Source organism: Pseudomonas sp. FA-1, assembly GCF_056856075.1.
Genome location: NZ_JBWXTH010000014.1, coordinates 46,003 through 59,492 on the forward strand (window position 1 = coordinate 46,003; position 13,490 = coordinate 59,492).

Consider the following 13,490-nt stretch of genomic DNA (forward strand, 5'->3'; position numbering starts at 1 on the left):
GTGGGAGCCGGTTTGCCGGCGATTGGCCTCATACTGACAACCCGAGATTTTGCAATGCCACCCGTTTTTCGCGTCACCCCCACTGCCCTGTTCTTGACCCTGGCCAGTACCACCGCCCTGGCCAGCAGCGACCTGACGACCCGCAACACCTTGACCGGTGACTGGGGCGGCCTGCGCCACCAGCTCGAAGAAGACGGCATCAGGTTCACCGGCGACTACAGCGGCGAAACCGCCTACAACGCCCATGGCGGCCTGCACCGTTCCGCGCGCTACTCACAGAACCTCAAGCTCGGCGTGCAGTTCGATCTCTCCAGGCTCTACGGCCTGGACAACGGCGGCAAGGTCCAGCTGACCCTCAACGATCGCCGCGGCAACAGCGCCTCCGAAGACCTCGTGGGCAACCGCCTGCCGATCCAGGAAAACTACGGCGGCCTGTATACCCGCCTGACCGAACTGAGCTACGAGCGCACGCTGTTCACCCCGGCCCTGAACGTCAAGCTCGGCTACATGGCCATGGGCAACGACCTGGGCGGGTTGGACAGCGGCATCCTGTGCAACTTCATGAACGCAGGCTTCTGTGGCCACCCGCTGAACATGTCCGGTGGCAGCGGTTGGACCAACTACCCCAACGCCCACCTGGGCGTGCGGGTGAAGTACGACGTGTCGCCCGCCTGGCAGTTGCGCGTGGCGGCGTTCAATGTCGACCCCGAAAGCAACGGTGATTCCAGCCGCGCCTGGCACCTGGGGCCGCGGCACACCACCGGGACCGTGGTGCCAGTGGAGCTGGTGTACAAGCTGCAGGGCGAATTGCCCGGCGAGTACAAGCTCGGCTACTACTACGACAGCTCCGACGTGAAGCGGATCGGCAGCGACAAGGAAGTATCCGGTCGCGGCGGCCACTACCTGCTGGTCGACCAGGCCGTGTGGAACGACCCCACATCGCCTGGGCGCACCCTGCATGCCTTTGGCCAGTACTCAGCCTCGAGCAAGGCCGCGTCGCCGTTCACCAAGTGGTATGGCGCGGGCGTGGTGCTGTACAAGCCGTTCGAGGGTCGCCCGCGCGACACCCTGGCCCTGGGTTATGGTCGCGCGGTGCCCAACCCGCGTAGCCGCGATGTGCTACAGGATGCGGCGCTCGCCACCGGGCAGGGCTTCCCCGACCTCGACAGTGCCGAGCAACTGATCGAGCTGAGCTATGGCTATCAGGCCACGCCGTGGCTGAACCTGCGGCCGGATGTGCAGTACATCATCGAGCCGGGGGCCTTCTCCGGGCAAGATATCGACAATGCGCTGGTCGTGGGGCTGCAGGTCAAGGCGACGTTCTGAACCGTGCCTTGTGCCGCTTTGCGGCCATCGCGGCACAAGGTTGCGCCTAGAGGGGCATTGCCAGGGCTACCCAACTTTTTCCTGCCTACCGAACATATTTTTAATAATTTTCCGTTCCCGCCCCCTGCTCCAGTATTCGCCGCAACTACAACAACAAAGAGCGGTGAACACGATGAGTACGAGTGCGTCCATGCCTGCCACCGCGCAGGCGAATCAAGCCGGCTTTCGCCGGGTATTGGGGTTAGGTTCGCTGTTGGCCGTGGCCATCGGCCTGGTGGTGTCACAGGGTGTGATGGTGATGATGTTGCAAGGGGTCGGTGCCGCAGGCCTTGGCTTCATCGTGCCGCTGGGCCTGGCCTATTTGCTGGCGCTGAGCTATGCCTGCTCGTTCTCCGAGCTGGCCTTGCTCATACCCCGCGCCGGCAGCCTCTCCAGCTACACCGAAGTCGCCCTGGGCCACTTCCCGGCCATCCTGGCGACCTTTTCCGGCTATGTGGTGGTGGCCATGTTCGCCCTGTCGGCCGAACTGCTGCTGCTCGACCTGATCGTCGGCAAGGTCTACCCGGGCGTCTTCCCGCAATTCTCGGTGGCCTTCGCCGTGCTTGGCCTGTTCACCGTGCTCAACCTCATGGGCATCGACATCTTCGCCAAGCTGCAGAGCGCCATGGCGGTGGTGATGGTCATCGTGCTGCTGATCCTTGGCATCGCGGCCATCCATGAAGGCCATGACGCCGGCGCTACCCATGCGCTGCAGCAAGGCGATTGGAACCCCATGGGCGCTGGCGTGCTGGCATTGACGGCCATGGCCGTGTGGGGCTTCGTCGGCGCCGAGTTCGTCTGTTCGCTGGTAGAGGAAACCCGCAAGCCGGAGCGCAATATCCCGCGTTCGATGATGATCGGCCTGACCGTGATTTTCGCCACCATCGCCCTGTATGGCCTGGGTGCGCTGTTCCTGGTGCCACGCCAGGCACTGTCTGCCGATGCCCTGCCGCATTACCTGTTCGCCACCACCGTGTTCGGCAAGACCGGCGAAGTGTTCCTGGTGATCGCGGCGGTCACTGCCACCTGCAGTACCCTCAACACCTCGCTGGCAGCCATTCCGCGGATGCTCTACGGCATGGCCTGCAACGGCCAGGCGTTCCCGCAGTTCAAGCGGCTCAGCGTCCGCGCCAATACGCCCTGGGTAGCGGTGCTGTTCGTCGCGGCCATCACCGGCCTGCCGATCCTGGTGATGGGTCAGAATGCCGCCGCCATCAACCTGCTGCTGCTTTCCGCTGCTCTGGCCTGGTTGCTGGCGTACATCATCGTGCACCTGGATGTCATTGCCCTGCGCCAGCGCTACCCGCATTTGGCGCGTCCGTTCCGCACGCCGTTCTATCCACTGCCGCAAGTGTTCGGCATCGGCGGGATGCTGTATGCGATCTGGTATGCCTCGCCGAGCCCCGAGATGAGCGGCAGGATCTTTGGCGTTGCCGGGGTGGTGCTGGCGGTCGTTTCGCTGATCGCGGTGGTGTGGATCAAGGGGGTGATGAGGAAGCCGCTGTTCAAGCCTGAGGCGATGTAAACCTGGCCGGCTTTTGTTGGCTGAACTGACGCTATCGCGGGGCAAGCCCGCGATAGCGTCAGTACAAGCCTCAGCCAACGCTCAAGAGCTCCACCAACCGCAACAACATTGCATCGCACCCACGCAACTGCTCGAGACTGATGAACTCATCTGGCTTGTGCCCTTGGTCCATGCTGCCCGGCCCACATACCACGGTCGGGATACCCGCCTGATCGAACAGCCCGCCTTCGGTGCCGAACGCCACGGTGCCGAACGCATCCGAACCACTGAGCAGCGCCACCAGTTGCGCCGCCTCGCTGTCGGCCGGCGTTGCCAATCCTGGGTAGGCACTGAGCGGTTGCCAGCGGATGTCGCTGTCGGCGCTCACCGCACGCATACGCGGCAACAACTCGGCATGGGCATAGGCCTGCAGCTGGTCGACTACGGTCTGGGCCTCGAAACCGGGCAAGGCGCGCACCTCGAAGTCGAACGCGCAGTCGGCCGGGACGATGTTCAACGCCCTGCCCCCCTTGATCACACCGGTCTGTACCGTAGAGAACGGCGGATCGAAGCGTTCATCGTGGTGCTCGGGTCGAGCCAGGCTGTCACCGATCTGGCCCAGCTTGCCGATCAACCGCGCAGCGTATTCGATGGCATTTACACCATAGGGTGCATAGGCCGAATGGCTGGCTGCGCCCTGCACCTGGCAGCGCATGGCCAGCTTGCCCTTGTGCCCGAGCACCGGCCTGAGTTCAGTGGGCTCACCGATCAGGCACAGCCGTGGCTTGTGCGCACGTTGCTCGAGGGCGGCGAGCATGGAGCGCACGCCCAGGCAGCCGACCTCTTCGTCGTAGGAAAACGCCAGGTGCACCGGCAGTTTCAATGGCTGGGCGAGGAATGCCGGCACCGCCGCGAGCACCGATGCGATAAAGCCTTTCATGTCAGCGGTGCCACGCCCGTAGAGACGTCCATCGCGCTCGGTCAAGGTGAACGGTTCGACCGTCCAGGCCTGCCCATCCACCGGTACCACGTCGGTATGCCCGGACAGCACCACACCGCCGCGGTCCTGAGGGCCGATGGTGGCGAACAGGTTGGCCTTGCTGCCTTCGTCGTTGAGAAACAGCTCGCACGCCACCCCCAACCCGGCCAGGTAATCGCCAATGAAGTCGATCAGCTCCAGGTTCGAGTCGCGGCTGACGGTGGCAAAACCCACCAGCCGCGCCAGCAGGTCGCGGCTGCTTGACTCACTCATCGCCCGGCACCCCATAGCTGGGCGCAGCGGTGGGGTCCAGCGCACGGGTCACGTAATCCTGCATCTGTGGACGATAGGCTTGCCACAGTTTGCCCAAGGCGCCGATGGGATCGTCGTCGGCCCAGTCGACCCGCAGGTCGACCAGCGGCCAGGTCAGGTCACCGGCAATCTTCATCGCGGCCGAATGCACCGGCCCCGCTTCGCCACCGGCAGCCATTGCGGCGTGCATGGCCACCAGCAAACGATCGCCCAGGTGCCCCGCAGCGTGCTCGAAAGCCTCGACCATCGCCGCGATCACATGGATAGAGGACAACAAGTTACCCGCTGCCGCACATTGTTGGCCGGCCACCGCGTTGTGCACACCCAGCGCCTCCCTGCCGGTGAACAGGGCCACCTGGCCCTGGCTGTCGATCACCGTCACCTGGCGGTACTCGCTCCAGCCATTGGCCCTGAGCACCTGTTCCAGGGCTGTGCTCGGCGCCTGCCCGTGCTCCAGAGCGTCCAGGACTTGAGGGCCCAAGGCCGGCAACGTGATGTTTTGCGTGGCCACCGCGCCAACGCCAGCGCGCACCCAGGGGCAACGAGCCCCCACGGCGATGCTCGACGAGCTGATGGCGATACCGAGCTGTCCGGTTTCCGGGCAGCGACCGATGATGGAAAAGGTCATGTTCCAAGGCTCCTGATGGTCTGTTCGATGCCCGCCAAACAACAACTTTTCGCGCGGGTAAATGCATTCTGGGCAAAAGCCAACGGCCCACGAAACCAACTTTTTCCTAGGACTTGGCAAGCAAAAAACTACGTCAATAAAACAGAGGAAATGCATACCCACAAAGCCTCTGACACACCTTGAAGCCCCGCAGGTCAAGGCCTTCGTTAATTTATGGGCAAGCATTAGCTAAATAATATTTTCGCGATCCAAGCGGCGTCCCTAGTCTGGCCCCAGGCAAAGGCGGTACCCCACCGACCTGAATAAAACCGCCTTCGAAGAAGGGCTTTGACATGACATTGAACAATCTTGAAATCGACACCCTCGTGGTCGGCGCCGGCCAGGCCGGCGTGGCCATGAGCGAACACCTGAGCAAACTCGGCGTGCCGCACCTGGTGCTCGAACGCAAGCGCATCGCCGAAGCCTGGCGCACCGGGCGCTGGGATTCGCTGGTGGCCAACGGCCCCGTCTGGCACGACCGCTTCCCAGGCCTTGAATTCGACCTGGACCCGGACGCCTTCGCCGGCAAGGAGCAGGTCGCCGATTATTTCGAGACCTATGTCCGCACGTACAACCTGCCCGTGCGCACCGGCGTCGACGTGAAGCGCGTGGTACGCAACACCGATCGCCCGGGCTTCACCATCGAAACCAGTGAAGGGGTGGTCCGCGCCAACCGCGTGGTAGCCGCCACCGGGCCGTTCCAACGCCCGGTGATCCCAGCCATCGCGCCGAAGGACGAACGCCTGCACCAGATCCACTCCGCCGCCTACTACAACCCCGCGCAACTGCCCGAGGGCGCCGTGCTGGTGGTTGGCGCGGGCTCTTCCGGGGTGCAGATCGCCGAAGAGCTGATGCGCGCCGGGCGCCAGGTGTATTTGTCAGTGGGTGCCCATGACCGCCCACCGCGCAGCTACCGCAACCGCGATTTCTGCTGGTGGCTGGGTGTGCTCGGCGAATGGGACGCCGAGATCGCCAAGCCCGGCCGTGAACATGTGACCATCGCCGTCAGCGGTGCCCGCGGCGGCCATACCGTGGACTTCCGCGCCCTGGCCCATCAGGGCATGACCCTGGTCGGCCTGACCCAGTCGTTCGACAACGGCGTGGTGCGCTTCCAGGCGGATCTGGCCGACAACATCCGTCGCGGCGACGAGAACTACCTGGCCCTGCTCGATGCGGCCGATGCCTACGTCGAACGCAACGGCCTGGACCTGCCGGAGGAGCCCGAGGCCCGCAAGCGCCTGCCGGACCCCGACTGCATCACCAACCCGCTGCGTGACCTGGACCTGGCCAAGGCAGGCGTGAGCACCGTCATCTGGGCCACCGGCTATGGCGTGGACTTCAGCTGGCTGCAGGTCGACACCTTCGATGCCAACGGCAAGCCACAGCACCAACGCGGGGTATCCCGCGAACCTGGCGTGTACTTCCTCGGCCTGCCCTGGCTGTCACGTCGCGGCTCGTCGTTCATCTGGGGCGTGTGGCACGACGCCAAGCATGTGGCCGGCCACATCGCCACCCAACGTACCTACCAGGCCTACCGCGATCGCCGGCAGCGCGAAGCGGATGCCATACAGACGCCTTCCTCGATCAAGAAAGTCAGCACCTTCGGAGCACTCTGATGCCTACCCATACCCGTATCCGCATGTTCAACACCAAGGCGACCTACCCCAACCAGACGCTGGACAACGACCTCTGCCAGGCGGTACGCGCCGGCAACACCGTCTATGTACGGGGGCAGGTCGGCACCGACTTCGAAGGCCGCCTGGTGGGCCTGGGCGACCCCCGTGCCCAGGCCGAACAGGCGATGAAGAACGTCAAGCAGTTGCTCGAGGAAGCGGGTTCGGACTTGTCGCACATCGTCAAGACCACCACCTACATCACCGACCCACGCTTTCGTGAGCCGGTGTACCAGGAAGTCGGCAAGTGGCTCAAGGGCGTGTTCCCGATCTCCACCGGGTTGGTGGTGGCGGGGTTGGCACAGGCTGAATGGTTGATGGAAATCGATGTGATCGCCGTGATACCTGATCAGGTGTGATGCGACAAGGGCCGCCCTGCGGCCCAATCGCGGGGCAAGCCCGGTACAAGGATGTAGGCCCGGGCTTGTCCCGCGATGTTTTTATAGCTGCTCCAACTGCTCCCGGCAGAACTCCACGAACAACTGCGCCGGCTTGGTCAGTTGCACGCGCTTCAGCCGCGCCGCCGCGAGCCCCGACAATGCCACCGGCTCGGCGATATCCACGGTCACCAAGCGCTGGCCATCGTAGGTGTATGGCGAATGCGGCCGGGTCACCAACAGCGAAAAACCGAACCCCTGCCCCACCATCCCTCGCACCATCTCGATCGACGGCGAACTGAAGACGATGTTCGGCGTCAGGCCCATCTCGTTGAACAGGCTCACGAAATAGGTTCGGCTCGGCGCCACGTCGAGCAGGATCATCGGCTCCGGACACAAGTCACGCAGGGACACCTGGGCCTGGCCGGCGAAGCGGTGTTTCTCCGGCAGCAATACGTAGGGCTTCTGCGGCGCCATCAGTGGCTCGGCCTCGATGGTGCCATCGAGGTCGTGGTCGTAGAGCAATGCCAGGTCGAAGGTACCGGCAGTCAACCCTTGGATCAGGTCCTGCTGCTCCCCATCGCGCAAACGGATATCCACGCCTGGGTAGCGCTCGCGAAAGCCGGCGATCAACCTGGGCAGGTACAAAGGCGCCACGGTCTCGAAACACCCGATGTCGATCTGCCCGGCCACGGTGTCGTTGTCGGCCAGGGCGTTCTGCTCGAATTCATGGGTCATCTGCAGCAGGGCCTTGGTCTTGGCATAGAAGCGCTTGCCGCTGGGTGTCAACGACACGCCCTGGGCATGGTGACGGATGAACAACTGGACACCGAAGCTTTCTTCCAGGCTCTTGATGGCCGTGGAGATGGACGGCTGGGCGATGTACAGCTGGCGTGACGCCTCGGCGACACTGCCCGCTTCCACGGTGGTGACGAAGTACTTGAGTTGACGCAAGGTATAGGAAGCCACAGGCACCTCTCTGGCGCCGTGGGCGGCGCGCGGGATTTTTCCTGCCACCATACCTCAGCGCCGGGCTGGCCGGCGCTTCGGTGGCCAAGGATTTGCCTATGGCTTGAGCATATTTTTCATGGAGCCTGTAGGAGCCGGCTTGCCCCGCGATTGGCCGGCCCGGTTACCACGCTTGCATGGCAAGGCGTCGCCCTTGATCGCGGGACAAGCCCGATCCTACAGGCCCTGCAGCCCCGCTCCTACTGAACGACCCCGCACGCCACCCGCACCCCACCGCCGCCCAACTTCTCGGGGTGATCGCTGTGGTTATCGCCGCCGGCATGCACCATCAGGGCATGGCCCTTGAAATCCTCTGTCTTGAGCCGGGGCGCCAATACCGGCGTCATGGCCTTGCCGTCGGCGCCGACATACAGCGCCGGCAGGTCGCCGCGGTGGCCGCTGTCGTCATAGGGGCCCTTGTGCGCATTGGTCGCATCCGGGTCCCAATGCCCGCCTGCGGCACCGGCCGGCACCGGCTTGCCGTTTTCCTCGGCAGGGTCGCACGAGGGGCGCTGGTGCAAATGGAAACCGTGCACACCGGGTGGCAGGTCCTTGAGGTCCGGGGTGAGCAAGGTGCCGTACTTGCCCTGCTCAAGGGTGACCGTGCCGATCGGCTTGCCCGGGCCATCCGGGCCGGCCAGTTTCAATTCCACCGTCTGGGCGGCCTGGGCGAGGCCGGCGGTGGCCAGCAATGCGGTCATTACCACTGCTTTCATGACATTTCTCCATGGCGAGGGATATCGGGCTTCATACATGCCCACCTATCAGGTGGGACTGCGCAGGCTGCCAGCGATTCCATCGCGCCACAGTCAGAAACACTTCCGTCTTTTGTAAGGAACCTCTGCGCAGGGGGTGTTTTCTACCCAGTACCTACCACCATCGGAGGCTCATCGAATGCTCGATCCCAAAACCGGTATGCAACCTGGCGAACGCTATACAGTGGATAACGAAGAGCGTACCTGGCAGTTCACCGGCTTCTTCCTCGACGGCAAGTACTACCTCGGCCCCGACCTGCAGACCGCCCTCGGTTGGCTTGAGGGCACGCGGTTCTATTACGACGATGTCGACCCCGACGGTCAGCCGATCTTCCCGGATCGCCTGGCCGGGACCATCGAGGATCTGGTGCTGACCCTGGCCGACGGGACGACTCTCAAGCTCGAAGGCTCGCTACAAGGCCACCCGACGGATGCACGCAAAGGGCTTTGACGTGCACCCGAGGGCACTCAGTGCCTGATGCCCAGCATCCCACGCTCGACGATAAAGTCGATCACCGCCTGCAGCCCTTCACCCTGCTTGAGGTTGCTGAAGGTCCAGGGCCGCTCCGGCCGCATGCGTCGGGTGTCACTGGCCATGACCTCGAGCGAAGCGCCGACATAGGGGGCCAGGTCCGTCTTGTTGATCACCAGGAAATCCGATTTGGTGATGCCAGGCCCACCCTTGCGCGGGATCTTCTCGCCCTCGGCCACATCGATCACATAGATGGTCAGGTCTGCCAGCTCTGGGCTGAATGTCGCGCTCAGGTTGTCGCCTCCGCTCTCCACGAAGATCACCTCGAGGTTGCCGAACTTGCGCGCCAGCGCTTCCACGGCAGCGAGGTTCATCGAGGCATCTTCGCGAATGGCGGTATGCGGGCAGCCGCCGGTCTCCACACCGACGATGCGCTCGGGCTCCAGGGCGCCGGCCTCGGTGAGGATGCGCTGGTCCTCCTTGGTGTAGATGTCGTTGGTCACCACGGCGATCTGGTAGCGATCGCGCATGGCCTTGCACAGGGCTTCGAGCAGTGCAGTCTTGCCGGAGCCGACAGGGCCGCCGACACCGACGCGCAGGGGTTGCTGGTAATGTTGCATCAAGGCAGTCCTCAGGATCGGAACAAACGGGTGTATTGGGTTTCGTGGCGTGACGAGGCGATCGCCAGCAGCGGCAGGCCGGCGCCGAGCTGCTCGTCATCAAGGGCCAGGGCGTCTTCGAGTACGGCAGGTAGCGCCTCGCCCAGGTCCCGCAGGAGCGTCTGGGCGGCTTGCTGGCCGAACGGCACCAGCTTGACGCCCGCCATCACCGCCCCTTCCAGCCAGGCGTAGCCATGGCCCAAGGCCAACTGGCGCAGTGGGATCGACCAATGCGCGCCAAGCCAGGCCATGCCGCCCAACTGACAGCGCTCAAGGCTTGCACGCCAGGCCGGTGCCTGGCCCAGCTGCCAACCGTCGAGCATGCGCGCCAACGCGCTGCCACGCTGCTGCTCTTCCAGCCGCAGCTCTGCGGTCTCCCGATTGGCCAGCAGGAAGCGGCTCCAATGCTCGAAGCATTCGGCATCATCGTCCAGGCAAGCCTGGTAGAGCCGCGCCAGCACCGGCCAATCGAGAAAACCGAGGGTGTCGTGCAACTGCTCGCGTTGCCAGGCGGCGAAGCTCGCGACATCGTGCACCCAGCCGGCTTCCACAGCCCACTCCAGACCTTGGGAATAGGTGAAGCCGCCCACCGGCAGGCCGGGGCTCGCCAGTTGCAGCAGGCGCAACAGCGCCATATCGTTCTTCATCAGCCGGCCAGCACCAAGGCCGCACCAGCCAGCAGGCCGCCACCGAACGCTTTCTGCAGCCGGTGATGGCGGCGCAACAGGCACCCCACCGCGAAACCTGCCAGCAACAGCAAGCCGCTGACCGTGACGAAGCCGGCACTGAACAGCCAGAAAGCGCTTGGCGTCGCTTCCACGCCATGGGCCCAGCCATGGAACAGGGCGAACAACGGCATGGCGAGCGCCAACATCAACTGGCGGCTGGGCAGCAACATGGCGCTGGCGGCCACCAGCAGGGACACAGCGATCATCGTCTCCATGCCCACCAGATCACCGAAGAAATGCCCGCACACAGCGCCCGTGAACATCGCCGCCAGGGTGGCCAGCGGCAAGCTCAGGCTGCGCCGGGTCAAGGCCGCCAGTACGCCGGTGCCCAGTAGCATGAGCAGGTGATCGAGACCGGTCAGCGGATGCAGCAGGCCATCTTGCAGGGGATTGCCGTCATGGCCTGGGTGGGCGACCGCCGGTAGCGCCACCAGCAGAAGAACCAGGGTGAAAATCTTTTTCATTGAAAACGCCTTGAGGTCAGGAATGGGCAGGCAAGCGCACGAAACGATGCCCGTGGGTATGGGGAGTACTTTGGTAGGCGCCCGCTTCAGGTTCGAACGGCGCCTCTTCAGTGATCACGGCCAGGCCCAGGCCGTACAGCATGTCGTCCAGCACCGGGTCGTGCTGGTAGCGCAACAGGCCCGGCTCGATCTGCAGCGGCACGTGGCGATTGCCCAGGTGATACGCAGCACGGGCCAGCAGCAACGGGTCGACGCAACGCACCGTGGATACCTGCTCGGGGGCCGCCACGACCCTCACCACCTGCGAACCTTGAGCATCGGCGAGCAGTTCGCCGCCACGCAGCAGGTGGCCGCGCTCGAGCATCAGCCCGGCTTCGCGCCCATCGTCCAGGGTTACGCGCAAACGGCTCTTGATGCGCCGGTCCACATCCAGGGTTACGGTGCCGGTCACCGTGTCGGCTTCGGCGATCCGGCGGGTCAGGACAATCATGGGCACTCCTTCAGAACAGGAAATAACGTTGGGCCAGTGGCAGCTCGCGGGCCGGCTCACATACCAGCAGTTCACCATCGGCCCGTACCTGATAGGTCTGGGCATCGACTTCGATGTGCGGTTGCAGGCTGTTGTGGACCATGTCGGCCTTGCGCACCCGCCGGCAGCCGTGGGCCACGCCGATCAGGCTGCACAGGCCCAGCTCGTCGGCCAGCCCACGGTCCATCGCCAGCTGTGGCAGGAAGGTCATGCGCGTGGCATGCCGCGCTGCGCCCAGGGCACCGAACATGGGCCGGTAATGCACCGGCTGCGGGGTCGGGATCGAACCGTTGATGTCCCCCATCGGCGCCGTGGCGATCATCCCGCCCTTGATGACCAGGGCCGGCTTGACCGCGAAGAACGCTGGCGACCACAGCACAAGGTCCGCCAGCTTGCCCACTTCCACCGAGCCCACTTCATGGGCGATGCCGTGGGTCCGAGCCGGGTTGATGGTGTACTTGGCGATGTAGCGCTTGACCCTGAAGTTGTCGCTGTAGCCGCTGTCCGGTGCCAGGGGCCCGCGGCGTAGCTTCATCTGGTGGGCCACCTGCCAGGTGCGCAGCACCACCTCGCCGACCCGGCCCATGGCCTGGGAGTCGGACGAGGTCATGGCGAAGGCGCCCAGGTCGTGGAGGATGTCCTCTGCGGCGATGGTTTCGCGGCGAATGCGCGATTCGGCGAAGGCCACGTCTTCGGCGATGCTCGGGTCCAGGTGATGGCAGACCATCAGCATGTCCAGGTGCTCGTCCACGGTGTTGACCGTATAGGGCAAGGTCGGGTTGGTGGACGACGGCAGCACGTTGGCCTGCCCCGCCGCGCGGATGATGTCCGGCGCATGGCCACCGCCGGCGCCTTCGGTGTGGAAGGTATGAATGGTGCGATCGCCGATGGCCGCCAGGGTGTCTTCGATGCAGCCGGACTCGTTGAGGGTGTCGGTATGGATCGCCACCTGGATGTCCAGCTCCTCGGCCACGCCCAGGCAGCAATCGATGGCGGCGGGCGTGGAGCCCCAGTCCTCATGCAGCTTCAGGCCCACCGCGCCGGCGGCGATCTGTTCGCGCAGCGCTTCGGGGCGTGAAGCGTTGCCCTTGCCCAGCAGGCCGATGTTGATCGGCAGGCTGTCGGCGGCCTGGAGCATGCGCGCCAGGTACCAGGGCCCGGGGGTGCAGGTGGTGGCATTGGTGCCCGTGGCCGGCCCGGTACCGCCGCCGATGAAGGTGGTGACGCCGCTGGTCAATGCTTCCTCCACCTGCTGCGGGCAGATGAAATGGATATGCGAGTCGATGCCGCCTGCGGTGACGATCTTGCCCTCGGCGGCGATCACTTCCGTGCCCGGGCCAATCGGCACGGTGACACCGGGCTGCACGTCGGGGTTGCCCGCTTTGCCGATGGCGGCAATACGCCCGCTCCGGACGCCGATGTCGGCCTTGACGATGCCCCAGTGGTCGATGATCAGGGCATTAGTGAGCACCAGGTCCATGGCTTCGGCGGCGAGCATCTGGCCTTGCCCCATGCCGTCGCGGATGACCTTGCCGCCGCCGAACTTGACCTCCTCGCCGTAGATCGTGAAGTCCTTTTCCACTTCGACCCACAAGGCGGTATCGGCCAGGCGCACGCGATCGCCCACGGTAGGGCCGAACATGTCGGCATAGGCTTGCCGGGAAATACGGCTCATGCCCTGCCCTCCAATGCGCCCATCACCTTGCCTTGGAAGCCGAAGACCTCGCGCTTGCCGGCATAGGCCACCAGTTGCACGGTCCGCGCCTGCCCTGGCTCGAAGCGCACCGCGGTGCCAGCGGGGATGTCGAGGCGAAACCCGAGTGCCGCCGCACGCTCGAAGACCAGGCACGGGTTGACTTCATGAAAGTGGTAATGCGAGCCGACCTGCACCGGCCGGTCGCCATGGTTGGCCACGCTGAGGCTGAGGGTTTCGCGGCCGACATTGAGCTCGATGTCACCCTCTACGACCTGGACTTCTCCGGGAATCATGCTCGGCTC

Annotated in this window: 13 protein-coding genes and 2 pseudogenes; 5 read left to right on the plus strand and 10 right to left on the minus strand. The window is 64.6% G+C overall.

What is annotated here, in order from left to right:
* Window positions 1–54: 54 nt before the first annotated feature.
* Together AC1MHZ_RS21485 and AC1MHZ_RS21490 are read left to right on the plus strand one after the other, a co-directional pair.
* Window positions 55–1,326 (plus strand): carbohydrate porin, encoded by a 1,272-nt coding sequence (locus AC1MHZ_RS21485; protein WP_482966899.1) that lies wholly within the window; start codon window positions 55–57, stop codon window positions 1,324–1,326.
* Window positions 1,327–1,516: 190 nt separating this feature from the next.
* Entirely contained in the window at window positions 1,517–2,890 is a 1,374-nt protein-coding gene (locus tag AC1MHZ_RS21490) for an APC family permease (RefSeq protein WP_482966900.1), read from the plus strand.
* A 70-nt stretch (window positions 2,891–2,960) separates the two neighbouring features.
* On the opposite strand, the gene argE is transcribed toward AC1MHZ_RS21490, so the two are convergent.
* On the minus strand, window positions 2,961–4,121 hold the full coding sequence (gene argE, locus AC1MHZ_RS21495; protein WP_084856921.1) for an acetylornithine deacetylase: 1,161 nt from the start codon (window positions 4,119–4,121) through the stop codon (window positions 2,961–2,963).
* Entirely contained in the window at window positions 4,114–4,788 is a 675-nt protein-coding gene (locus tag AC1MHZ_RS21500; RefSeq protein ID WP_084856919.1) for a DUF1028 domain-containing protein, read from the minus strand. The genes argE and AC1MHZ_RS21500 overlap by 8 nt, the downstream gene beginning before the upstream one ends.
* Window positions 4,789–5,086: 298 nt before the next feature.
* Here AC1MHZ_RS21500 and AC1MHZ_RS21505 point away from each other — a divergent pair.
* Both AC1MHZ_RS21505 and AC1MHZ_RS21510 read left to right on the plus strand, forming a co-directional pair.
* Window positions 5,087–6,443 (plus strand): annotated as a pseudogene (locus AC1MHZ_RS21505) (flavin-containing monooxygenase).
* Window positions 6,443–6,859, plus strand: a complete 417-nt coding sequence (locus AC1MHZ_RS21510) for a RidA family protein (RefSeq protein WP_084856916.1) — start codon at window positions 6,443–6,445, stop codon at window positions 6,857–6,859. The pseudogene AC1MHZ_RS21505 and the gene AC1MHZ_RS21510 overlap by 1 nt, the downstream one beginning before the upstream one ends.
* 81 nt (window positions 6,860–6,940) lie before the next feature.
* Here the strand turns inward: AC1MHZ_RS21510 and AC1MHZ_RS21515 are convergent, their stop codons facing one another.
* Both AC1MHZ_RS21515 and sodC read right to left on the minus strand, forming a co-directional pair.
* Complete coding sequence (locus tag AC1MHZ_RS21515; protein WP_084856998.1) at window positions 6,941–7,846, minus strand: LysR family transcriptional regulator; 906 nt, start codon at window positions 7,844–7,846, stop codon at window positions 6,941–6,943.
* Between the two features lie 239 nt (window positions 7,847–8,085).
* Window positions 8,086–8,601, minus strand: coding sequence for a superoxide dismutase family protein (gene sodC, locus AC1MHZ_RS21520; protein ID WP_084856914.1), 516 nt, complete (start codon window positions 8,599–8,601; stop codon window positions 8,086–8,088).
* A 178-nt stretch (window positions 8,602–8,779) separates the two neighbouring features.
* Between sodC and AC1MHZ_RS21525 the strand changes: the two are divergent.
* A pseudogene (locus AC1MHZ_RS21525) lies at window positions 8,780–9,043 on the plus strand (short chain dehydrogenase); the annotation flags it as partial.
* Window positions 9,044–9,108: 65 nt separating this feature from the next.
* Here the strand turns inward: AC1MHZ_RS21525 and ureG are convergent.
* Genes ureG through AC1MHZ_RS21555 form a run of 6 tightly spaced genes read right to left on the minus strand, consistent with a single transcriptional unit; the run spans window position 9,109 to window position 13,481 of the window.
* On the minus strand, window positions 9,109–9,732 hold the full coding sequence (ureG, locus tag AC1MHZ_RS21530) for an urease accessory protein UreG (protein ID WP_084856912.1): 624 nt from the start codon (window positions 9,730–9,732) through the stop codon (window positions 9,109–9,111).
* 11 nt (window positions 9,733–9,743) lie between these two features.
* Window positions 9,744–10,418, minus strand: a complete 675-nt coding sequence (locus AC1MHZ_RS21535; RefSeq protein ID WP_084856911.1) for an urease accessory protein UreF — start codon at window positions 10,416–10,418, stop codon at window positions 9,744–9,746.
* A complete protein-coding gene (locus tag AC1MHZ_RS21540; RefSeq protein WP_482966901.1) occupies window positions 10,418–10,963 on the minus strand; it encodes a HupE/UreJ family protein in 546 nt (181 codons plus the stop codon). Before AC1MHZ_RS21540 ends, AC1MHZ_RS21535 begins: the two co-directional genes overlap by 1 nt.
* Window positions 10,964–10,979: 16 nt before the next feature.
* On the minus strand, window positions 10,980–11,453 hold the full coding sequence (gene ureE / locus AC1MHZ_RS21545) for an urease accessory protein UreE (RefSeq protein ID WP_084856907.1): 474 nt from the start codon (window positions 11,451–11,453) through the stop codon (window positions 10,980–10,982).
* A gap of 10 nt (window positions 11,454–11,463) precedes the next feature.
* The gene (gene ureC, locus AC1MHZ_RS21550) at window positions 11,464–13,167 is read right to left on the minus strand and encodes an urease subunit alpha (protein WP_324812109.1); all 1,704 of its coding nucleotides are present in this window, start codon (window positions 13,165–13,167) and stop codon (window positions 11,464–11,466) included.
* The gene (locus AC1MHZ_RS21555; protein WP_324812113.1) at window positions 13,164–13,481 is read right to left on the minus strand and encodes an urease subunit beta; all 318 of its coding nucleotides are present in this window, start codon (window positions 13,479–13,481) and stop codon (window positions 13,164–13,166) included. Before AC1MHZ_RS21555 ends, ureC begins: the two co-directional genes overlap by 4 nt.
* Window positions 13,482–13,490 lie beyond the last annotated feature (9 nt).

Bases quoted from the DNA above. Each gene is read 5' to 3' on its own strand.
- AC1MHZ_RS21485 (WP_482966899.1), top strand. From the start codon at position 55: ATGCCACCCGTTTTTCGCGTCACCCCCACTGCCCTGTTCTTGACCCTG.
- AC1MHZ_RS21490 (WP_482966900.1), top strand. From the start codon at position 1,517: ATGCCTGCCACCGCGCAGGCGAATCAAGCCGGCTTTCGCCGGGTATTG.
- argE (WP_084856921.1), bottom strand. From the start codon at position 4,121: ATGAGTGAGTCAAGCAGCCGCGACCTGCTGGCGCGGCTGGTGGGTTTT.
- AC1MHZ_RS21500 (WP_084856919.1), bottom strand. From the start codon at position 4,788: ATGACCTTTTCCATCATCGGTCGCTGCCCGGAAACCGGACAGCTCGGT.
- AC1MHZ_RS21510 (WP_084856916.1), top strand. From the start codon at position 6,443: ATGCCTACCCATACCCGTATCCGCATGTTCAACACCAAGGCGACCTAC.
- sodC (WP_084856914.1), bottom strand. From the start codon at position 8,601: ATGAAAGCAGTGGTAATGACCGCATTGCTGGCCACCGCCGGCCTCGCC.
- ureG (WP_084856912.1), bottom strand. From the start codon at position 9,732: ATGCAACATTACCAGCAACCCCTGCGCGTCGGTGTCGGCGGCCCTGTC.
- AC1MHZ_RS21535 (WP_084856911.1), bottom strand. From the start codon at position 10,418: ATGAAGAACGATATGGCGCTGTTGCGCCTGCTGCAACTGGCGAGCCCC.
- AC1MHZ_RS21540 (WP_482966901.1), bottom strand. From the start codon at position 10,963: ATGAAAAAGATTTTCACCCTGGTTCTTCTGCTGGTGGCGCTACCGGCG.
- ureE (WP_084856907.1), bottom strand. From the start codon at position 11,453: ATGATTGTCCTGACCCGCCGGATCGCCGAAGCCGACACGGTGACCGGC.
- ureC (WP_324812109.1), bottom strand. From the start codon at position 13,167: ATGAGCCGTATTTCCCGGCAAGCCTATGCCGACATGTTCGGCCCTACC.
- AC1MHZ_RS21555 (WP_324812113.1), bottom strand. From the start codon at position 13,481: ATGATTCCCGGAGAAGTCCAGGTCGTAGAGGGTGACATCGAGCTCAAT.